The sequence below is a fragment of the Pseudaminobacter soli (ex Li et al. 2025) genome (genome assembly GCF_003012705.1).
Classification (GTDB): Bacteria; Pseudomonadota; Alphaproteobacteria; order Rhizobiales; family Rhizobiaceae; genus Pseudaminobacter; species Pseudaminobacter soli.
On the sequence record NZ_PXYL01000010.1, the window covers coordinates 82264 to 103815 of the forward strand.

At 61.5% G+C, this 21552-nt stretch carries 17 protein-coding genes; 12 read left to right on the top strand and 5 right to left on the bottom strand.

From position 1 onward, the window contains the following. Window positions 1-38: 38 nt before the first annotated feature. Genes C7I85_RS19205 through C7I85_RS19230 form a run of 6 tightly spaced genes read left to right on the top strand, consistent with a single transcriptional unit; the run spans window position 39 to window position 7176 of the window. Window positions 39-2339: a bifunctional salicylyl-CoA 5-hydroxylase/oxidoreductase gene (locus C7I85_RS19205; protein ID WP_106725630.1), complete on the top strand. Its 2301-nt coding sequence runs from the start codon at window positions 39-41 to the stop codon at window positions 2337-2339. Continuing rightward, window positions 2336-3100: an SDR family NAD(P)-dependent oxidoreductase gene (locus C7I85_RS19210; protein WP_106725631.1), complete on the top strand. Its 765-nt coding sequence runs from the start codon at window positions 2336-2338 to the stop codon at window positions 3098-3100. The genes C7I85_RS19205 and C7I85_RS19210 overlap by 4 nt, the downstream gene beginning before the upstream one ends. Further along, complete coding sequence (locus C7I85_RS19215) at window positions 3097-3585, top strand: MarR family winged helix-turn-helix transcriptional regulator (RefSeq protein ID WP_106725632.1); 489 nt, start codon at window positions 3097-3099, stop codon at window positions 3583-3585. Before C7I85_RS19210 ends, C7I85_RS19215 begins: the two co-directional genes overlap by 4 nt. Then, window positions 3578-4390 carry an enoyl-CoA hydratase family protein gene (locus tag C7I85_RS19220; protein WP_106725633.1) on the top strand — a complete coding sequence of 271 codons (813 nt, stop codon included), beginning with the start codon at window positions 3578-3580 and terminating at the stop codon, window positions 4388-4390. The genes C7I85_RS19215 and C7I85_RS19220 overlap by 8 nt, the downstream gene beginning before the upstream one ends. Before the next feature lies 1 nt (window position 4391). Continuing rightward, window positions 4392-5549, top strand: a complete 1158-nt coding sequence (locus tag C7I85_RS19225) for an acyl-CoA dehydrogenase family protein (protein ID WP_106725634.1) — start codon at window positions 4392-4394, stop codon at window positions 5547-5549. A 4-nt stretch (window positions 5550-5553) separates the two neighbouring features. Then, window positions 5554-7176: an AMP-binding protein gene (locus tag C7I85_RS19230; RefSeq protein ID WP_106725635.1), complete on the top strand. Its 1623-nt coding sequence runs from the start codon at window positions 5554-5556 to the stop codon at window positions 7174-7176. Window positions 7177-7238: 62 nt separating this feature from the next. Here C7I85_RS19230 and C7I85_RS19235 read toward each other — a convergent pair whose 3' ends face one another. After that, window positions 7239-7925, bottom strand: coding sequence for a Crp/Fnr family transcriptional regulator (locus tag C7I85_RS19235; RefSeq protein ID WP_210203061.1), 687 nt, complete (start codon window positions 7923-7925; stop codon window positions 7239-7241). 1024 nt (window positions 7926-8949) lie between these two features. Here C7I85_RS19235 and C7I85_RS19240 point away from each other — a divergent pair. From C7I85_RS19240 to C7I85_RS19255, 4 genes are all read left to right on the top strand, one after another. Further along, entirely contained in the window at window positions 8950-9738 is a 789-nt protein-coding gene (locus C7I85_RS19240) for a LuxR C-terminal-related transcriptional regulator (RefSeq protein ID WP_428832880.1), read from the top strand. A 342-nt stretch (window positions 9739-10080) separates the two neighbouring features. Further along, a complete protein-coding gene (locus tag C7I85_RS19245; RefSeq protein ID WP_106725636.1) occupies window positions 10081-11520 on the top strand; it encodes a hypothetical protein in 1440 nt (479 codons plus the stop codon). Window positions 11521-11813: 293 nt separating this feature from the next. Continuing rightward, window positions 11814-13595, top strand: a complete 1782-nt coding sequence (locus C7I85_RS19250; protein ID WP_106725736.1) for a polysaccharide biosynthesis tyrosine autokinase — start codon at window positions 11814-11816, stop codon at window positions 13593-13595. Window positions 13596-13855: 260 nt separating this feature from the next. After that, window positions 13856-14683 (top strand): sugar transferase, encoded by an 828-nt coding sequence (locus tag C7I85_RS19255; protein ID WP_245445009.1) that lies wholly within the window; start codon window positions 13856-13858, stop codon window positions 14681-14683. Window positions 14684-14688: 5 nt separating this feature from the next. On the opposite strand, the gene C7I85_RS19260 is transcribed toward C7I85_RS19255, so the two are convergent. The 3 genes from C7I85_RS19260 to C7I85_RS19270 all read right to left on the bottom strand — a co-directional run bounded on the left by C7I85_RS19260 (window position 14689) and on the right by C7I85_RS19270 (window position 17443). Further along, window positions 14689-14919 (bottom strand): hypothetical protein, encoded by a 231-nt coding sequence (locus tag C7I85_RS19260; protein WP_146148899.1) that lies wholly within the window; start codon window positions 14917-14919, stop codon window positions 14689-14691. A 253-nt stretch (window positions 14920-15172) separates the two neighbouring features. Then, complete coding sequence (locus C7I85_RS19265) at window positions 15173-16561, bottom strand: polysaccharide biosynthesis/export family protein (RefSeq protein ID WP_245445010.1); 1389 nt, start codon at window positions 16559-16561, stop codon at window positions 15173-15175. Between the two features lie 9 nt (window positions 16562-16570). Beyond that, the gene (locus tag C7I85_RS19270; RefSeq protein ID WP_106725639.1) at window positions 16571-17443 is read right to left on the bottom strand and encodes a glycosyltransferase family 2 protein; all 873 of its coding nucleotides are present in this window, start codon (window positions 17441-17443) and stop codon (window positions 16571-16573) included. Window positions 17444-17705: 262 nt separating this feature from the next. Here C7I85_RS19270 and C7I85_RS19275 point away from each other — a divergent pair, with 262 nt between their 5' ends. Then, window positions 17706-18935: a glycosyltransferase gene (locus tag C7I85_RS19275; protein ID WP_106725640.1), complete on the top strand. Its 1230-nt coding sequence runs from the start codon at window positions 17706-17708 to the stop codon at window positions 18933-18935. Here the strand turns inward: C7I85_RS19275 and C7I85_RS19280 are convergent. Beyond that, on the bottom strand, window positions 18917-20062 hold the full coding sequence (locus C7I85_RS19280) for a glycosyltransferase family 4 protein (RefSeq protein WP_106725641.1): 1146 nt from the start codon (window positions 20060-20062) through the stop codon (window positions 18917-18919). The genes C7I85_RS19275 and C7I85_RS19280 overlap by 19 nt on opposite strands. 290 nt (window positions 20063-20352) lie before the next feature. Here C7I85_RS19280 and C7I85_RS19285 point away from each other — a divergent pair, with 290 nt between their 5' ends. Then, a complete protein-coding gene (locus C7I85_RS19285) occupies window positions 20353-21531 on the top strand; it encodes a glycosyltransferase family 4 protein (RefSeq protein ID WP_106725642.1) in 1179 nt (392 codons plus the stop codon). The last annotated feature ends 21 nt before the right edge of the window (window positions 21532-21552 follow it).

A 21552-nucleotide genomic window follows, 5' to 3' on the forward strand; every position in this document is an offset into this window, starting at 1 on the left:
TCGGTGCCATCTTTTTCCCATCAGAAGGAGTTGCGCCGATGAAGATCGCCTGTCTTGGAGGAGGGCCGGCCGGCCTGTACTTCGCAATCAGCATGAAGCTGCGCGACCCGTCGGCGGAGATCGTCGTGATCGAGCGCAACAAGCCGGACGACACGTTCGGCTGGGGTGTCGTGCTCTCCGACGAAACGCTGACCAATCTTGCGGCCAACGACCCGGTAAGCGCCGCGGCCATTCGCTCGCATTTCGCCTATTGGGACGATATCGCCGTCCACTTCAAGGACACCAAGACGGTGTCGAGCGGTCACGGCTTCTGCGGCATCGGCCGCAAGCAGCTTCTCCTCTTGCTGCAAGCGCGTGCGAAAGAGCTTGGCATCGAAATTCGCTTCGAGACCAACGTCGAGAGCGTTGCCGACTATGCCGAACAGTACGATCTGGTCGTCGCCTCAGACGGCCTGAATTCGCGGGCACGTACCGAATTCGCCGACAAGTTCGAACCGGATATCGACGTGCGCGCCTGCAAGTTCGTCTGGCTCGGCACGCATCAGAAATTCGACGACGCCTTCACCTTCATCTTCGAAGAGACCGAGCACGGCTGGGTCTGGGCGCACGCCTACCAGTTCGACAATGACACGGCGACCTTCATCGTCGAGTGCAGCACCGAGACCTGGGAAAAATTCGGCTTCGGTGAGATGAGCCAGCAGGAGAGCATCGAGGTCTGCCAGCGCATCTTCGCCAAGCATCTCGGCGGCCACGCGCTGATGACCAATGCCAACCACATTCGCGGCTCGGCCTGGCTGAATTTTCCGCGCGTGCTGTGCAAGCGCTGGTCCTACAAGAACGTAGCACTTCTGGGCGACGCGGCGGCGACTGCGCATTTCTCGATCGGTTCGGGCACCAAGCTGGCGCTTGAGAGCGCTGTCGCGCTTGCCGAATATGTCCACACCGAAAAGTCGCTCGATACCGCCTTCGCCCGCTACGAGGACGAGCGCCGCGTGCAGGTGCTGCGCCTGCAATCGGCCGCGCGCAACTCGCTGGAGTGGTTCGAGGAGGTCGAGCGCTATTTCCATCTCGACCCGGTGCAGTTCAACTATTCGCTGCTGACCCGTTCGCAGCGCATCAGCCACGAAAACCTGCGCCTGCGCGACAAGGCTTGGCTGGAGGGCGCCGAAGGCTGGTTCCAGGAAAATGCAGGCGCGCCGCAGGGAACGCACCGTGCGCCGATGTTCGCGCCGTTCAGGCTGCGCGGCATGGAACTGAAGAACCGCATCGTCGTTTCGCCGATGGCGCAGTACAAGGCCGTCGACGGCACGCCGACCGACTGGCACCTCGTCCACTATGGCGAGCGCGCCAAGGGCGGGGCGGGGCTTCTCTATATCGAGATGACCTGCGTGAGTGCCGAAGGCCGCATCACACCTGGCTGCCCCGGTTTCTATACGCCCGAGCATGAAGTGGCCTGGAAGCGCATCGTCGACTTTGTCCATACAGAAACGGAAGCCAAGATCTGCGCGCAAATCGGGCATGCCGGCCGCAAGGCTTCGACCTGCGTGGGCTGGGAAGGCACCGATAAGCCGCTGAAGGACGGCAACTGGCCGCTGCTTTCGGTTTCCGACCTGCCGTGGTCGGCAGAGAACCAGACGCCGAAGGCGATGACCCGCGCCGACATGGATCTGGTGCGCGACCAGTTCGTGTCCGCCGCACAGATGGCGGACCGCTGCGGCTTCGACATGCTCGAAATCCACGCCGCGCACGGCTATCTGCTGTCGTCCTTCATCACCCCGGTCACCAACAACCGCACCGACGAATATGGCGGCTCGCTGGAAAACCGCATGCGCTATCCGCTGGAGATCTTCCATGCCATCCGCGCAGTCTGGCCGGAAGGCAAGCCGATCTCGGTTCGTATCTCGGCCAATGACTGGGTGGGTCCGGAAGGCGTGACGCCGCAGGAAGCAGTCGAGATCGCGCGCATCTTCCAGGAAGCCGGCGTCGATATCTGCGACGTCTCGGCCGGCCAGACCACCAAGGCCGCGCGCCCTGTCTATGGCCGCATGTTCCAAACGCCGTTCTCCGACCGCATCCGCAACGAGACCGGCATGGCGACCATGGCCGTCGGCAACATCTACGAGCCGGACCACGTCAACTCGATCCTGCTCGCCGGCCGCGCCGACCTCGTCTGCCTCGCGCGTCCGCACCTGACCGATCCCTACTGGACGCTGCGAGCAGCTGCGACGCTGGGTGACACCGCCGAGGCATGGCCTGACCCATATCGGCCCGGCGGCGACCAGCTGCGCCGCCTCGCCGAACGTGCCGCCGAAATGGCCGCACAGGATCGCGCGGTATGAGCGACATTGCCGGAAAGCGCGCACTGGTTACCGGCGGCGGCTCGGGCATGGGCGCTGCAATCGCCCGCGCGCTGGCCGATGCCGGCGCGACGGTCGTCGTTTCCGGCAGGCGCATGGAAGCCCTGCAGGAAGTGGCGCAAGGCGCGAAAAATATCATCGGCATGACCGCCGATGTGACCGACGAAGCCTCGCTGAAAACGCTGTTCGAGAAGATCGCCGCTGAAGTCGGCGATCTGGATATCGTCATCGCCAATGCGGGCGCTGCCGAAAGCGCTCCCTATCATCGCACCGGGCTCGACCTCTGGCAGCGGATGATGGACGTCAACCTCACCAGCGTCTTCCTCACCTTCCAGCAGGCGCTGGCAAGCGGCATGATGAAGCGCGGCGAGGGCCGGCTGGTGGCGGTGGCTTCCACCGCGGGCCTCAAGGGCTATGCCTATGTCTCGGCTTACGCGGCCGCCAAGCATGGCGTGATCGGGTTGACGCGCTCGCTGGCGCTTGAACTGGCTGGGACAAGCATTACGGTGAACGCCGTCTGTCCCGGATTCACGCTGACGCCCATGCTCGAGCGCTCTATCGAAAACATCATGCAGAAGACCGGCAAGAGCCGGCAGGACGCCGAGGCCGCACTGACCAAGACCAATCCTCAGGGCCGCTTCGTGCTGCCGGAGGAGGTGGCGCAGGCGGTGATGTATCTCTGCGGGCCGCATTCGGCTTCGATGACCGGACAGGCACTGTCTGTTTCGGGGGGAGAAGTATGAGCGTTGCACAGCCTGACCAGCTTCCGCATTCCGACCGCCAGCGTGTGCGGGTCTGGCTGCGGCTGCTGAAGGTCACCAAGATCGTTGAATCCGTCGTGCGCGAAAACCTTCGCGCCGAATTCGACACCACGTTGCCGCGCTTCGACGTGATGGCGGCGCTCTACCGCTTCCAGGACGGGCTCAAGATGAGCGAGCTTTCGGCAGCGCTGCGCGTGTCCAACGGCAATGTCACCGGCATCATCGAGCGGCTGGTGACCGACGGCATGGTGCTGCGGGTGCCGGTGGAGGGCGACAAGCGCGCCACCCTAGTGCGTCTTACAAAAAAGGGGCACGACGAATTCTCGAAAATGGCGGAAGCGCATGCCCGCTGGGTCAATGAGGTCCTGGCCGATCTCACGCCCGAAGAATGCGAGCAGGTGATCGGCATTCTCGATGTCGTCGGCCGCTCGCACAAACACACTGCTGAGGTAAGTGATCATGACTGATATGGCGGGTTACGTCGCAAAGCATTTCCGCTGGCGTGTGGAGGACGGCATCGCCGTCGTCACGCTCGACCGGCCCGAGCGCAAGAACCCGCTGACCTTCGACAGCTATGCCGAGCTGCGCGACGTTTTCCGCGCGCTCGTCTATGCCGATGACATCAAGGCCGTGGTGTTCGGCTCCAATGGTGGCAATTTCTGCTCGGGCGGCGATGTGCACGACATCATCGGCCCGCTGCTCGACCTGGACATGAAGGGCCTGCTGCGCTTCACCCGCATGACAGGCGATCTGGTGAAAGCCATGATCAACTGCGGCAAGCCGGTGATCGCGGCGGTCGACGGCGTCTGCGTCGGCGCCGGCGCCATCGTCGCCATGGCCTCCGACATCCGCATCGCCACGCCCGAGGCCAAGACCGCGTTCCTGTTCACCCGCGTCGGCCTTGCCGGCTGTGACATGGGCGCTTGCGCGATCCTGCCCCGCATCATCGGCCAGGGCAGGGCCTCCGAGCTACTCTACACCGGCCGCACGATGAGCGCGGATGAAGGCGAACGCTGGGGCTTCTACAACCGCTTGGTCGATGCCGCGTCGCTGGATGCCGAGGCGATCGCACTGGCCCGCCGTCTCGCCGACGGCCCGAACTTCGGTCACATGATGACCAAGACCATGCTCAATCAGGAATGGTCGATGTCCATCGACCAGGCCATCGAGGCCGAAGCGCAGGCGCAGGCCATCTGCATGCAGACGCAGGATTTCAAGCGCGCCTACGACGCCTTCGTCGCGCGCGAAAAGCCGGCTTTCAAGGGCGACTGACATGGCAGACCGCAGCTTCCTGAACTGGCCCTTCTTCGAGGAGCGCCACCGTATGCTCGCCGATGCGCTCGACCGCTGGGCCGCCGCCAATCTGGCCGATATCGACCACAGCGACGTGGACGCCGCATGCCGCGAGCTCGTGGCCAAGTTGGGCGAGGGCGGCTGGCTGACCCATTCGGCCGTCGATCCAGACGTGGCGGTCAGCAGGCTCGACGTTCGCAGCCTCTGCATCATCCGCGAGACACTGGCGCGCCATGACGGCCTTGCCGACTTTTCCTTTGCCATGCAGGGCCTCGGCACCGGCGCAATCTCGCTGTTTGGCCGGGTGGACCAGAAGCGCGAGTGGCTGAGCCGCACGCGGGCGGGCGCCGCCCTTTCGGCCTTCGCGCTGAGCGAGCCGAAATCCGGCTCGGACGTCGCCAATCTCGACCTTGCTGCACGCGAGGATGGCGACTTCTACGTGCTCGACGGCGAGAAGACCTGGATTTCCAACGGCGGCATTGCCGACATGTACACCGTCTTTGCCCGCACAGGCGAAGCGCCCGGCGCCAAGGGCATTTCGGCCTTCATCGTGCCGGCCGAAACGCCCGGCCTGTCGATCGCCGAGCGGCTGGAGGTGATCGCCCCGCATCCGCTGGCAAGGCTGTCGTTCCAGAACTGCCGTGTGCCGAAGTCGGCCATGCTCGGCAAGCCGGGCGAAGGTTTCAAGATCGCCATGTCGGTGCTCGACGTGTTCCGCTCGACGGTCGCCGCCGCCGCGCTCGGCTTTGCCCGCCGCGCACTGGACGAGGCCGTTGCCCGCTCGACGTCGCGAGAGCTGTTTGGCGCGCCGCTGTCGGACCTGCAGATGGTGCAGGGACACATTGCCGACATGGCGCTCGACATCGATGCATCGGCGCTTCTGGTTTATCGCGCCGCCTGGCTGAAGGACTCCGGCGCACCGCGCGTCAGCCGCGAAGCTGCCATGGCAAAGCTCTATGCCACCGACCGCGCCCAGAGCGTGATCGACAAGGCGGTCCAAATCCATGGCGGCGACGGCGTGCGCAAGGGGAGCGTCGTCGAAAGCCTCTATCGGGAGATCCGGGCGCTGCGTATCTACGAGGGCGCGTCCGACGTACAGAAAGTCATAATAGCCAGGCAGACACTGGCGGGAGGATAACAAAATGCTGGGACCATCGGCGCATACCGACACCTTTACACGTGACAACCTGCCGCCGATGGAGGAGTGGCCCGACCTGCTGCTCGACGGCTTCGATTATCCCGAAACCCTCAACGTCGGCGTCGAATTCACCGACGCTATGGTCGCCAAGGGCTTTGGCGACAACATCGCGCTGATCGGCAATGGCCGCCGCCGTACCTACAAGGAACTGACCGACTGGTCGAACCGCATCGCGCATGCGCTGGTCGAGAACTATGGCGTCAAGCCCGGCAACCGGGTGCTGATCCGCTCGGCCAACAATCCGGCCATGGTCGCCTGCTGGCTGGCGGCCACCAAGGCGGGTGCCGTGGTGGTCAATACCATGCCGATGCTGCGCGCCGGTGAGTTGGGCAAGATCGTCGACAAGGCTGAAATCGAGTTCGCGCTCTGCGACACGCGCATCCTCGACGAGCTCGTTGCCTGCGCCAAGACCTCGAAATTCCTCAAGAAGGTGATCGGCTTCGACGGCACCGCCAACCACGATGCCGAGCTCGACCGCATCGCGCTCGACAAGCCGGTGAAGTTCAACGCGGTGCCCACCAGCCGCGACGATGTCGCGCTGCTAGGCTTCACCTCCGGCACCACGGGTGAGCCCAAGGCGACGATGCATTTCCATCGCGACCTGCTCATCATCGCCGATGCCTATGGCAAGGAAGTGCTTTCGGTCACGCCGGAGGACATTTTCGTTGGCTCACCGCCGCTCGCATTCACCTTCGGCCTCGGCGGCCTCGCCATCTTCCCGCTGCGATTCGGCGCGGCAGCGACGCTGCTTGAGCAGGCGACCCCGCCGAAGATGATCGAGATCATCGAAACCTATAAGGCGACCATCAGCTTCACGGCGCCGACTGCCTATCGCGTCATGCTGGCGGCGATGGACAATGGGGCCGATCTCAGCTCGCTGCGTGTTGCCGTCTCGGCCGGCGAGACACTGCCCGCGCCGGTCTACAATGCCTGGATGGAAAAGACCGGCAAGCCGATGCTGGACGGTATCGGCGCCACCGAGATGCTGCACATCTTCATCACCAACCGTCTGGGCGATTCCGCACCGGGCTCTACCGGCAAGCCGGTGGGCGGCTATGAGGCCAGGATCGTCGACGAGGATATGAAAGAGAAGCCGCGCGGTGAGGTGGGCCGGCTGGCGGTGCGCGGTCCGACCGGCTGCCGCTATCTCGCCGACAAGCGGCAGAAGGCCTATGTCCGCGACGGCTGGAACCTGACGGGCGACGCTTTCTACCAGGATGAGGACGGCTATTTCCATTTTGCCGCCCGCTCCGACGACATGATCATCTCGGCCGGCTACAACATTGCCGGGCCGGAGGTGGAAGCGGCGCTCTTGAGCCACGCCTTTGTTTCGGAATGCGCTGTCATCGGCGCGCCCGATGAGGAGCGCGGCCAGATCGTGCAGGCACATGTCGTGCTGGCCAAGGACGTGCCGGCAGACGCCGCTACGACCAAGGCACTGCAGGACTATGTCAAGCAGGTGATCGCGCCCTACAAGTACCCGCGCTCGATCAAGTTCATCGAGGCGTTGCCGAAGACGGCAACGGGCAAGATCCAGCGCTTCGTCCTGAAAAACGCGGCGCAATAGCTGCTGTCCGCAGGGATAGTTGCCTGAAGGGCGATCGACTGCTTCGCGGACGATCGCCCCAATTATTTCGACGCCGGCATATTCTGGTCGAGATAGGTGAAGTCGAAGCCTGTGATCTCGGCCAGTGCCTCCCGGTCGAGGAAGGTGACCACGCCTTCGCGAAAAACCAAAAGGTTCGCTTCGCGCAGTTGCCGCAGGACCCGGTTCAGGTGAATGGCGGTCAGGCCGAGCGCGTCGGCCAGGATACTCTGCGAAAGGGGGCAACTGTAGCTGTCGGCGGTTCCGCGGCCGATGAGCTTCATGCGCACGCCAAGCTCGAGCAGAAAGTGTGCCGTTCGGGTCAGGGCATCGCGTCGGCCGATGCTGACAAGGTGCTCCACCACCATGGCGCCGTCGCGCGAGGCTGCCCATAGCAAAGCCAGCGCCAGGCGCGGTGTGCCGTGGAAGATTTCCCAGAGCCGCTCGGTATTGATCCGGCTAACTTCTATATCCGTCAGCGCGACGAAGCTCTGATCGGAGGTTCGGAGCAGCAGGCTGCGCACGCCAAGAAAATCGCCGGGGATCTGGACGTCGATGATCTGCCGCGCCCCATCGTGCAGCCGCTTGTACGAATAGGCCCAGCCTTCGCGGAGAACATAGGCAGCGTGGCGGTGCTGGCCTTCGTAGACGATTTCCTTGCCGGCGCTGACCAGGGTGCGCGGACCCTGAAGCTTTTCCAATGCGGCGGCATCCTCCGGTTTCAGCTGCATGAATGCTGAAAGTTTCCGGGACAGTGCATCTACCTGCGAAGGCATCAGCTTCATTGGTTTGGCATCATCCTGTCTGTCAGATCGTTCGATTAGGACCGAGTCAGCAGAAGTGTCTGCGCGCTTAACTTTGGAGTTACCCCAGCATATCTGTCTGCTTGCCTATCAAGATTTGTATATGCCGGGAAATATATCCAACTATTATCAATGCCACTAAGACTTATATAAATCATATATATGATCTATACAATTGTTGGTAAAATTGAGGCAAATTAAATATTAGTGATAAAGAATAGATCGTGGTGTGTAATGTCCGCCTTTGTCAGCGGGCATTGTCAGCGGTCGCTTCTCCCCGGTTAGGGGAATTCGAGCAACGGTGTAGGTTCTGTGTCGTCTTCGGGCGCACTTTCATCAAGGCCGAACCCGCGTCGCCTAGCGGCTGCCTCTTGGGCCAGGGATGAAAAGCTTGGGCCAGCAGGCGCGCTGAAGTTGTGTCCGGATGTAGTGCTTTTTATTTAGGATGGCGCCCGTCCCGATTTCTGGATCGGGTAGAAAATATATCCTTGAATGGTTCTGAGTTTAATTTGGCCGCATTGGCTCTGGTTTAGAAAAAGATACACGAAAAATAGTATAGATAAAATTTCTGTTACAAGTAATTCGCCTGTGGTTTTTCGAGTGAGTTCAATTTGAGCGATCTAGATATCGATATTTACTCTCAGAAAGATAGTAAACAAACCATTAACATGGATCAGTATCGTCGCCACCAATATGTGTATATTCGGCATATGGATGAGGCATACCCTCGGAGTTGAATGACGTTATACGTTCGGACAAGTCCGAAACGATTTGGATCATCCAGAACTAAGTTTTTCGCTCGTTTTGTTTAGTATTGAGTCAAGCGTGGGAAGTGCATCTCCGGTGTCGTATTTGAATGACACATCCACAGATGCACGAGTGGGGTGAAAACATGATAAGTTCAGCAGCTACAAATGGCGGTCATTTGTCCGTCAACGGAAGCTATAAGTCGATAAACTTGTCGCCTACCGTTGTGGATGGATTGACCGCGTCGAAAATAGCGACGGCTTCCAATGACACTGATGCTCCCGATGGTGTGGAACAGTCTGCTCGCTCGCTTGTAATCATCGACAATCGCGCTCTCGATCGAGAGTGCTTCGCGCGCAGCATCGCCCTCCATAAGGAGGAGATGGAAGTACTGGCGTTCGGGTCCATCGAAGAGTGGAGGCGAAAGGAGGCGGAGTATCCGCCTTTGGCGGCAATCCTGCTCAATGTTGGCGGGCGCAGGATCTCCGAGCCGGATGTGGCGCGCGAGATCGCCAAGCTGGCGTCAGAGTTCGCAACGACACCGGTGATCGTTCTGGCCGACACCGATGAGTTGTCCCAGATCCTAAAGGCGCTGGAATACGGTGCGCGGGGCTATATCCCGTCATCTGTCGGCATCGACGTGTGTGTCGAGGCGATCAGCCTGGCAATGGCCGGGGGCACCTTCGTCCCCGCCAGCAGCGTGCTGGCCGTAAGGCAGACGCTGGCATCCGGCGGCGAAAGCACGCCACCCATGGGCGGCATGTTCACGCTGCGCCAGGCGGAGGTGGTGGAGGCCCTGCGGCGCGGGAAAGCCAACAAGATCATCGCCTATGAGCTCAATTTGCGGGAGAGTACCGTGAAGGTGCACATCCGCAATATCATGAAGAAGCTCAAGGCGACGAACCGAACAGAGGTCGCCTACAAGATCAATGACCTCTTCCCGGGGGACTTTCCTTCACCCGTCGTCGGTAAGTCGGGCAGCTGGCTCAGATAGGCCTGATCCGCCGTCTTGATGATCACCTTGCCTGCCAGAACTGGCAAGGAACCACAGTATTGTGCAAGGCGCGGGCCCGAAAACCATGCGCGGTTTCGGGCCCGTGTCAATTCGCGGGCGAGGGGGCGCAGCTCTGTCCCAGCCACCGTGAACCGGGCGGACCAAATTCCCTTCCATGACGCGCGCCTGCTCGACTCCACCCTGCGCTGAAGCGATTTTGCCGCGGCAATCCCGTCGGGAGGGGTAGCGGGTACCGCTTTTGAGCTGCTTGGAAAGCACTCGCTGCCATGAGCAGATGAGCAAGCGATCGAGTTCTGACGCAGGGCGCGCCCAGGTTGGCAGATGCAGTTTTCCATTATCGGACTGATCGTATGTTTTGCAGTCCTGACCGCCGGCTTCCTGGCCCGCGGTGCGCTGATCGTCAGCCTGATTGCTTCCTTGGCGTTCGGCGCGACGGCGGTGGTGGCGATCTCCTCACTGGGCGGTTCCTCGCCGCTGATCTACACCTATTTCGCTATCCTGCTGATCGTCTCGGTCGCAGCGAGAAGACTGATCTGGCGCGAAATCGGCACGGTCTTTGGCCAGGTGAGGCCGCTTTGGGTGCTTTGCTGCCTGATGGTCTATGCGGTGGTCGGGTGCTGGCTTCTGCCACGTCTATTTGCCGGCCAAACAACTGTTTTCGTTCAATCGCAGTTGAGGCAGGGTGTCGTTGAATCGGCCTTGGAACCGGTTTCGGCCAACATATCGCAGACGGCCTATTTTGTCCTTGGCGGCCTGGTCACAATCGCGCTTTGTGTCCTGCTTCTGCATTCGGACCGCATGGACCAGATAAGACGCGGGTTCCTCTTTTTATGCGTGCTGCACGCGTCGATGGGGATGCTCGATCTGTTGGGCAAGATCGCCGGAGCCGGCGATGTGTTGCAGCCGATCCGCACCGCCAGCTACGCGATGCTCACCAATGTCGGCCAATCGGGTTTCTTTCGAATTGCCGGAGCCTATTCGGAAGCGTCGGCCTTCGCTGGCGCATCCCTGGGCTGCCTGGGTTTCGCATACACCTATTGGCGAAGGACGGATTGGGCGCCGGCCAAGTGGCTTACCCTTGTCTTGCTCGCGCTGATCCTCCTCTCCACCTCCAGCACCGCTTATGGCGGCTTGACGATACTTGTAGTTCCGGTTGCCATTTCGCTGCTGATTGCCGTGTTGAGCAACCGGGTGAAGAAAAGCGACTTGCAGATCGTCGCTGCCCTTGTGGTTGTGTTGTTGGTGGTTCTGGCGGTCACGCTCTACAACCATCGCTTCTTTGAACCTTTTGCGCGCCTTTTGGATTCGGTGGTCTTCGACAAGGCCGCCTCGAGTTCGGGGCAGGAGCGCACCTATTGGAACATGAAGAGCCTGCAGGCCTTAACTGATACGCAAGGGCTCGGCATAGGCTTCGGCAGTTCGCGCGCGTCCAGTTGGCCCATCGCCGTCTTGTCACAACTGGGGTTCCTTGGAACAGCGATGGTGGCAGCGTTGCTCTTCGTCGTGCTCCGCGGCTTGCACGGGGTGAGGGCTTGGGTTGACCCCGAGACGGATGCAGTCGTGTCGAGCGTTCAGGCCTGTGCGCTGGCTGGAATTGTTGGCGGGTCTCTGGCCAGCGGAACCGCCGACCCGGGTATGATCTTCTTCATCGCCCTTGCGGTCATATCGGCGACCAGGGCCCGCGCGCGCCGGAGCGCAAGGGCGATCGAAGGTGATTACCTTCCAGCGCCGCCGATGCCCGCCACGGCCCAAAGGACATAGTTCTCTATCGAAAGGATGTCCGGCCCCGGCCAGCTTCGATCAGGCCGAGGGACAGATCTTGGGCTGCAAGGGGCCATGGTCTTACCTCGGCTGACCAAGCGCCTGGATAAACATCCTACCTCATTTGGCTGCGTTTACCTCGCGCTTCCCCGGACTAAGCTTACATGGGTGCCTTGCCGATGAGGTTGCACTGCGCATTCGCGCTTGAAAGTGCGGCTGCGACCGCCGCCGGCTGACACGGGCCCCACGGGAGGGACTGCGGCCGCCTCCGGTATTCGAATTTGGATCTGTCGATGGACCGTCGTCTGCCCACCTCTTGGCAAAGCGCATTCGACCGAGGCGCGAAACCCGAGGGCGATTTCGTTGGCCTCGCTGATATTGCTTTGTTCCTTAGGCAATATCTCCGCACAATTCTGGGTTTCATCCTGTGCGCCCTGTTTCTTGGGTGGTTCTATATAGCCACAACCGATCCGGTCTACACGGCCCAGACGCAGTTGCTCATCGAACCGAAGATGCCGCAATTGCTTCAGCAGCAGGCCGAACTGAACCTCACGCTCGACACGGCTCAGATCGAGAGCCAGATCGCCGTCATGCAGTCCGAGAAGATCGCAACGATGGTGATCAACCAGTTGAAGCTGAAGGATGACCCGGTCTTCAACAGGTCGCAGAATCTTGGCCTCCTGGAGCGCGTGAAAAAGCTTGCCGAGCGATGGGGGCTGAGCCGCTTCCCACATGCGGATGACTTGAAGAGTCTGTCGGATTTCCAGCGCGATCGGATGACGATGGGGGCCTATACTGCGGGGCTTGATGTGCGCCGAGTCGGCGTGTCCTATGCGATTGCCATCTCCTTCCGTGCGCTCGATCCCGAGACTGCGGCAAATGTCGCCAATGCGACGGCCGATGCTTTCGTGCGCGAACAGTTGGAAATGAAGTTCACCTCCGCTCGCGAGGGAGGCAACTGGCTCGAGCAGCGATTGAACGAATTGCGGACGCAGATGAACGCCGCCACAAAAATCGAACAGGAGTTCCGGGCCAAACACGACTATGGCGTCGGCGATGAGAGTTCCAATGGCTCAGGCGGCGAGGCCAGCACGAATGCTCCTACACTGGAGGAGCTCGAGGTGACCGCGAATACCTACCGCAAGATGTATGAGAGCTTTCTGCAGGCCTATACCAACTCGGTCAGCCAGCAGTCGTATCCGGTGGCGGATGCGCGCGTGATCACCAAGGCAACACGGCCGCTCGTGGCCAGCGACCCGCGGCGCAAGCTTGTCTATGCATTTGCGGGCTTGGGCGGCTTGATGTTGGGACTGGGAGTTGCCTTTTTGCGCCTTACGCTGGATCGAAGCATCCGTTCCCCCCAGCAACTACGCGAGGATTTTGGCCTGGAGTGCATAGGCGAGTTGCCGCCGATTCCGGCCAGAGGTGCCAAGCTCGACGCGATCACCACGCTGCCGGCGTCGAAATACAGCGTCGGTCTCAGGCGGGTCAAAACCGCCATCGATCTGCACGATCCCGGGCGCCCCCTGAAATGCATCGGGGTCGCGTCGTCCTTGCCCTCCGATGGGAAGAGCTCCTTCGCGAGCAATCTTGCAATGCTGCACTCCATGTGCGGCGACCGTGTCCTCGTCATCGATACCGATATATTCCATTCGGTCTTGAGCCAGGGGCTGCTTGGCGCTGTCGATCCGGATCAGGCGGCAGGCTGGTCGATCTTTGACAACATTGCACAGAGCAGCAATGGAAGGGTTCACATTCTGTCCAGCTCGGTCGTCGACGCGAAAAACCTGCTCACGCCGCGGAACCTGCGCGCCGTTCTGCCCGAATTGCAGGGCTACGACATGATCATCGTCGATCTGCCGCCATTGACCGTCGGCGCCGACAGGCTTGCCATCGCCACCTGTCTTGACGGCGTTCTGCTGGTCTCGGAGTGGGGAGCGACGCCTTCCGATCTGTTCGGCGAACTGGTCCGGACGATGCATGCCAGCAAGACGCTGGTAATCGGCGCGGTTATGACCAATGTGCGTTCCGCGCGGGCCAAGAACGGCTCCAGGCGACGCCAGACTGCTCGCTGAAGCACCCATCCGCAATCTGCTGATCGCGACGCCTCCGAGCGCCTTTCAGGTCAGCTGGCGATCAAAGCGAAATCCATCCTCCCGGAACCTCGACGACGCCACGCGTCGGCTACATCCTCCGTGTCGCATGCTGGGTGAGTGGCTAATACCTTTGGCTCAGAGGGTAGGTAGTGGCAGATTTCAATACAACCTTTGCGGCTGTTGCGCCCGCGCGGCCGACGCTGGAAGCTAGAGCCAGTTAGCGAGTGGATGTGACGCCCATGTCAGTAAACGTTGTTGGCAAATCATCTCGCCGCCGCTCCTTCCTTCACGATCGCAGCCAGCGGTTGGGAAGGGGGCTCGGCTCGCAGCGGCAGGTCACGGACGCCGCGGGCACCGGCGGTGAGATGTCTAGTCAGCTGCCCGCTTCCGAGGCTGGGCTCGCCCCGAACCCGGATGCAGTCGCGCGGACGACTGCCGGATCACCGCCTGCGCCCATCGGGGGAAAGCTGAAGAGGGCGGCTGACATCGCAATCGCCCTCTGCGCCCTGGCAATCGCCTCGCCGATCATGGTTATCGTCGCGCTGATCTTGAAGCTGAGTGACGGGGGTGCGGCAATATTCTCTCACAGTCGCATCGGCTTCGGCGGCGCTTCTTTCAGGTGCTACAAGTTCCGAACGATGGTCGCCAATTCGGACGCAGTGCTGACCCAGCACCTTGCATCGAACCCCGAGGCTGCCAAGGAATGGAAGGAGCACAGGAAGCTCAAGAGTGACCCGCGCATCACTCCCTTTGGCATGTTGCTGCGTAAATCGAGCATCGACGAGCTGCCGCAACTGTTCAATGTTCTGAAGGGCGAGATGAGCTGTGTGGGCCCGCGTCCCATCGTGGCCGAAGAGCTTCCCCGCTATGGTCCGAATGCCGCCGACTATCTCTCCGCGAGGCCCGGCCTTACGGGGCTCTGGCAGGTGACCGGCCGAAGCCGAACCGACTATCCCAGCCGCGTTGCGCTCGACAGCAAATATGTGAACAACTGGTCGCTGTGGGCAGACGCCGTCATCCTGGTCCGCACGATCTTTGCCGTGATGCGGTTCGACGAAGCCTCGTGATCGAGTTATCTGCGGAGGCTACCGCGCCGACGCCACCGATCGCCGGCGATCAGCCCGGCCAGATAGGTACACTGCAGCACCAACAGCGGAAACAGGATCCTCGGCAGCATCGGTCCTTCAAGCAGGAACCCGGCTGCAACGGCCGTCGCGACAGAAGCGGCAAGAAGTGCCGGGACGCGGAATTTGAGCCCCAGCAGGAAGCCAACTGCGGCAACCGTAACAAGGCTCCATAGCACGCGTGTCATCTCCCCAGTGATTTGTCTTGTCGCGCCGTTCTGCATCGAAACAGCCCTTGGTTGGAGTGAAATCTGGCTGGACTGCTTTTGCAAGCGTTACTCAATCGACTGTGAGAGATTTTCTGGTCGCGTTGAGTTCGGACGCGTCGTGCGAGAAGAGCATGCTCTATGAACTGGCCAAGATCTGCCCAGAAACTGGCCAGGAAACTCGGCCGCCAAGATCGCTACGGAGATTGCGGTGCGGCCGCCCCGATCACTGTGTCTGCGTTGACGTGGTTGTTGCTTCGGCTCTCCTCGCCGGCAGTTCTGAGCTGCTGTCGCTCAATATGGCGAGAGAGTCCTCTTCGATCGTCGAAAGCGGGATCTTGATCTTGAGCGTGTCGCTCGGCTGCAAAGCCGTGGTCTCGGTGGCCGCGATTTCCGATGCCGTTCCGTCCTGCATCGGGCGAACGACCGTATAGATCGGCTGAGCCTCGTCGCCGCGCGATTGCGCGAGCAGGCGCGGTGTCGTCACCTCGGAATCGTGCAGCATCTGCACGGCGGTCTGGGCCTTGCGCGAGATCTCATTCATCTGCGCCTGCGTTTCGCGCAAGGTCTCCGAAACCTCCGTCGCATACTTGTTCTTCACCTCCAGTGCGGAGATATCGGCGCGGCTGATCTCCTGGCGGGCACGAAAGACCGCTGTTTCCGCGGCCAGCCGGTCGCTGCGGATCTGGGCCAGCGTCCGCTCCAGCGACATTTCGCGGGGCGCAGCCGTGAGGCCCTTGCTGACGAGTGAGGACACGCCGGTCAGTTCCTTCTCGACCAGCTCTATCTGCTTGTCATAGAGGGTGAGTTGCTCTTCCAGAGCCTGGAGTTCCTTGGCCAGAAAGTCCTTCAGATCGCCAAGGGCCTGTATCTGCGTCTTCATTCCGTCCTGGCGTGCCTTGAAGATCAGGCGCTCCTGTTCCATCGCCATGGTCGCAGCGCTGTCCTGAGTGCGCTTTGTCAGCTGCTCGGGAAAGGCGATCTCGTCGGCACTGTTCAACTCGGCTTCGAGCCGCGCCTTGCGCGCCATGAGGTTGATGCCGGCGAGCGTCAGCAGGCTGAGGTCGCCCCTGCCGGAGATGACCTCGCGCGCCAATCTGCCTGTGCCGTCTTCCCTGGTCCTGAGGCCACCGGCTATGCTGAGAGCCTGAAGGACGGTCAGGCCAGGACGGTAGGGAAACTCGCCGGCGTTCTTGACGTCGCCGAAAACGTAGAACGGCCTGAACTGCACCACTTCGACCGCGACATTCGGCGGCCGGCCGAGCCCCATATGCGTCATGAGCATGTTGCCGATCGCCGTGCCGAGCGCGCCGGGCGTCGAGCCGGCCGCATCGATCTCGCCGACGAAAGGCAGCGACAGGGTGCCGTCGGCGCCGACCGTGAACTGGTCGTTCAGGGCGGTCCATTCGAAGATGGTGTCCTTCGATGCCCGCCATTCGTATATTTTCAGCCGCACCTTGTCCTGCGGACCCAGCAGGTATTCCGCGGCCATGGCCCCGTGCAGCGCTGGCGCGCTGGCAACCAGCGACAGGGTCAGAGCGGCAAGTGTATTGCGGAATCGTCGGGCTTTTGCCGAATCCGACGCAGACATGTTGGAGGGTTGCTGAGTGCTCACGCGAAGCTCCTAGATTTCCAGAATGTACTCGGGCTGAATGCGCCCAATCACCAGATGGGACATGGCAAGAAGGTTGCCCCGCAGTCTGCCGCGGCGGTCTATGTAGGGCTCGGGCCGCATGCTGCGGACGATGTTGGCAGCGATGTTCCGTAGCATCAGGGGAAGCGCGAAACTCGCCGGAACCGATCCCTTCCTGATCAGGTAGACGGGGTTGACGACCTGCGAATAGCCGAAGCGGACGCCGCTGAGGCGTCCTGACTTGATGCCGAGATGAATGCCGACGATCGAGGAAACCCCGACCACGCGGCCTACCTTCCTGAGCTGGCTGGTGAAGTCGATGTCCTCCTGCCAGCCATAGAGCACCAGGCGTTCGTCGAAGCGGAGCGTGCCGATGCTGGCCTCTCTGATCGACATGTTGCAGCCATAGGCGCCGACATGGTTGGCAATGCGGGTCACGGCACCCCGATCGGCCTTGGCCCTGTCGAGAGCGCCCATCGCATCCTCCCAGGTGACGCCGGCATTGCGGGCCCCGTCCAGGATCACGTGACCCATGACCACCACCCAGTCGTCATGGGTCGCGAACGAGGCTTCGACACGCTCGAGATAGTCGTCCGCAGGCACGAAGTCGTCGTCGAAGAAGGTGACGATGTCGAACTGCCCGGCCACATGTTCGAGCACGTTGTTGCGTTGGGCGGTCAGCCCCTTTTTCCCGAATATCACGCGCACTGGAAACCGGGCGCTTTGGACAGAGCCGACATGGCTTGCGTCGGGGGCGGCGATGACGACCTGGTCCGGCAGCCGCGACTGACGCTCGAGATGGGCAAGCAAACGGGTGAGTTGCTCGCTACGGCCAAGCGTCGGTATCGCCACCACAAGTCTCATGCGCAATCCCATGCAACGGTCCAATGCCGTTGCGCCGCCGCATCGGACAGACCGGTTCTGCTAAGCCTAGTCGCGGGGCCGGAGGATCACAGCCTGTACAAAAGGGTCGGATGTTTCCGCCAATACTTCCAAGGAAGTATGTCGTGGGTTCGATCGTGTGCTCGACGCCTTGAGGCGGGTCGGGCAGGCACCCGTTTGGTCAGCTTGTAGGGGATCAGCCGCAAATCGACATTGGCATGGACGAGGAATTCGAGAAACGCCTATGCGACACACCAGTCCGGCCCAACTGGAAACTGCGGACCGCTATCTCTCAACGCCGTCTTCTCCCGCAAGCGTGGCCGGTATCGACCGCAACAGCCGGATCGCCGTGGTTCACGACTGGTGTCCGGACTTCAGGGGCGGCGAGCGTGTCCTGGCGCGAATCTGCAGCCAGCTCCCGAACGCGGAGGTGTTCACGCTGTTCGACTTCCTGCCCGAGGCCGTGAAGCACCAATATTTTTACGACGTGGAATTCCATGCCTCTGCAGCCAACAGGCTACCCATGGTCAGGAGGTACTACCGTGCCCTGTTTTTCCTTTGCCCGTTCCTGATCGAGCAATTCGACGTCACCGGCTATGATGCGGTTATCAGCTCTTCGGCGGCGTTTTCACGAGGCGTCATCACCCGACCCGATCAGCCGCATCTGTGCTATGTGCACAGCCCCGCCCGCTACGCCTGGGACGAGCAATTCTCCTATCTAGAACAGGGAAAACTGGGCTTTGGGCTCAAAGGCACGCTTTTCCGCTATATGCTCCATCGCCTGCGGGAATGGGACACCAGAACCGCGCATGGGCCCGATTTGATGCTGGCCAATTCCAGCTATGTGCGAACACGCATCAAGCGCATCTATGGCCGTGACTCGAGAGTAGTGTTTCCGCCGGTATCGCTCGGCGAGCTCGACTATGTCGAGGATAAGGACGACTATTATGTATCGGCGTCTTTCCTGGCGCCCTACAAGCGAACAGATCTCGTCATCCAGGCCTTCAACGAAATGCCCTCCCGGCGGCTGGTTGTGGTCGGGGAGGGGCAACAGTCGGCCAGGCTGCGCGCGCTGGCTGGGCCGAATGTCACTTTTGCCGGCTTTCTTGCGCGCAAGGATTATGTGCGGACGATCGCCCAAGCCAAGGCCATGGTCTTTGCCGGCTGCGAGGACTTCGGCATCGCGCTTGCGGAGGCCCAGGCCTGCGGCACCCCGCTGATCGCATTCGGCCGTGGCGGCGCTGCCGATATCGTCAGGCGGCTTGGGGCTACGGAGAAACCTACGGGCGTGCTGTTCGACAGGCAGACTGTTGCAAGCCTCAGGGACGCCATTGACCGCTTTGAGGAAAACAGCGGCGAGATAACGCCCGAGTCCTGCTGGCACAACAGCCTGCGTTTCTCGGAGGAGCGTTTCGACCGCGAGTTCGGGGATGCGCTGGGCAGTGTGCGGTCGCCTTATGCCGAAACGGCGTGATCGGAACCGCTGAGGTGCCGGCTCAGTTCTGCCACCGGCAGGCCTGCGGCCTTCCACATCGCGTGCAGATAAACTTCCGCCGAGCGTTTCCAACGATAGTGGGAAGACCGTGCGAGCCCGCGTTCAACCATGTCGCGCCGCATCGTCGGAGACGACTTTAGGGCCATGAAGCGGTCGAGCCATTCGGCTGCATTGTCCGGCGAGGCATAGAGCGCGGCGTCGCCGCAGATCTCGGGCAGGCTGGCGCGATCGGACACCACCACCGGGCATCCCAGCGCCATGGCCTCCAATGGCGGCAGTCCGAAACCCTCGGTGAACGACGGGAAGGCAAGGCACATCGAATCCCGCAGCAGAGCGGCAAGTTCGGCATCTGAAAGTCGGCCGAGCCAGAACACATTGGCTGCGCTCTCAAAGGCGGCTTGCTTGAAGACGCGTGGATCGGAGACGCCTACGATGGCAATCTTGAAGCCTTCGGCGCGGAGCATGCCAGCCATATCGATGATCAGTCGGGCGTTCTTGTGAGGCGCGGCGCTGCCCAAAAGCACGATCGTGGTGGGGCCGGCCGCCAGCCGTGTCGCATCGGAGTGCTTTGGCCGCCATTCTAGCGCGTGCTCATGCCCGTTGGGTGCAATGAGGATATTGTCGCGTTGGCAAATATTATGCCTGACGAGCTCGCCCGCCGAATAATGGGAAACCGTCGCGACGAGCTCGGCCCTGTGGGCAATGGCGGGAATCAGGCCGCGATAAAGCGCGCGGAATGCCGGCGAATAGCTTTTTGGGTAGTTGCGCGTGTTGGTGTCGTGGATGCAGACGATCTGCCTGTTCGCCAGTACAGGGCCAGTATTGCACAGGCTGAGCAGCCCCCTGCCATGGAGATTGGCCGGCAGCACGAGTTGCTCCCACAAATGTCCCCTCAACGGCCCCACGGTGCGCATAGAAATGACCGACAAGGGCAGATCGAGCACCGCGTCGGGTGGCACCAGAAGTTCCAGGTTGAGGCTGCGGCCGATCTCCGAATGGTTTGCGAGTAGCCGGTCCAACTCGGTCACTATCTGCCGGGCGTAGCGCTGAACGCCCGTCAGATTCTGCGCAAGGAAGCGGCCATTGATGGCCCAGTATTGTCGCATGGAACTCTCACGGGTCGAGCGGATGACACGGTCGACACTCTGGACCGGGCATTTTCAGTCGTCATTTCGTCCAATGGGACATCACTGTTGGGGCGCATCGATAGTTTGTCATCGCGCCTTCTCCCTATGGGGTGCCAAGGCTTAGGCGCATACCTCCATCGTCGGAAAGTCGGTTCGGGCTTCGCGGTGCTAGGCTGGGATCTTCTGAGGGCGGCATCGCGCCGCCGATCCAAGAGGTGCCGCGACCGATGGGCAAAGCCGAGGCTCCCAGACCGCAGGATGTTCCGGGCATGGCGGACAACGTCATCCCTTTTTCGCGGGCACCTAGCGCCACAACGGGTAACGGGAGAACCGACGCAACTGGCCACAGCGTCCGAAAGCGACGCTGGACGATCAACGGAGATTTCGTTGCCCTGAACCCGACAGGTGTGGCGCGCTACGCGCGTGAGGTGACGCTTGCGCTTGACACCCTGATCGCCGAGGGACACCCGCTGGCTCGCGACCTCAGCCTCGATATGGTGACGCCCAGGCCGGCGCAGCTGCCGCTACGCGCCATAGCCGTGCGCGTGGTTCCCGAATATTCGAAGCCGCGCCTGCCGCAATTCTGGGTTCAGGCGCAATTGCCGAGACACGTTCCCGGTGGACTGCTCAGCTTCTGCAATCTCGCTCCTGTCGCCGTAAGTCGGCACATCGTCTGCATCCATGACCTGCACACCAGGCTGATGCCGGACAGCTATGGCCGGCTTTTCCGCTGGGCGCACCGGCTGATCCTGCCGCTATTGGGACGTCGCGCCGCGCGCATTGCGACTGTTTCGCAACTGTCGCGTCAGCATCTCGTGTCGTACGGGATCGCCACGGCCGACAAGATCACCGTGACCTACAACGGCAGCGATCATGCGGCGAAATGGAAGGCGGGTCGGTCAAAGCTGTGGCCCGAGCGCCCCTATGTCCTCTGCCTTGGGCGCCCGCAGAAATACAAGAACATTGAACTTCTGGTTCGGCTCGCGCCGCTCCTGCATTCTATGGGGCTGGATTTGTGGATGGCCGGAGACGTGGACGAAACTACGGTTTCGTCGATCGTCTCGCCTGTGCCGCACAATCTCCGGCTTCTCGGCCGGGTCAGCGATGACGACTTCAAGAAGGCGCTGGAGGGTGCGCTGTGCTTCCTCTTCCCCTCCCGTATTGAGGGATTTGGCCTTCCGGCAGTCGAGGCGATGGCCAGCGGCTGCCCAGTCGTTGCTTCGACGTCGCCTTGCCTGCCGGAAGTGTGCGGTCAAGCCGCGCTTTATGCCGACCCGGACGATCTTGACGCCTGGGCCGATGCCGTCGGTTCCCTGCGTTTCAATTCGAAGGTGCGGCAAATGTTCGTCGAAGCCGGCCTGAAACAAGCCAGCCGGTACGGCTGGCGCGGCATCGCCGAGACCTATCTGCAACTGACGGCAGAGGTGGATGCCGAGGCAGCGGGATGAAACGGCGAGACGAGGGGCATC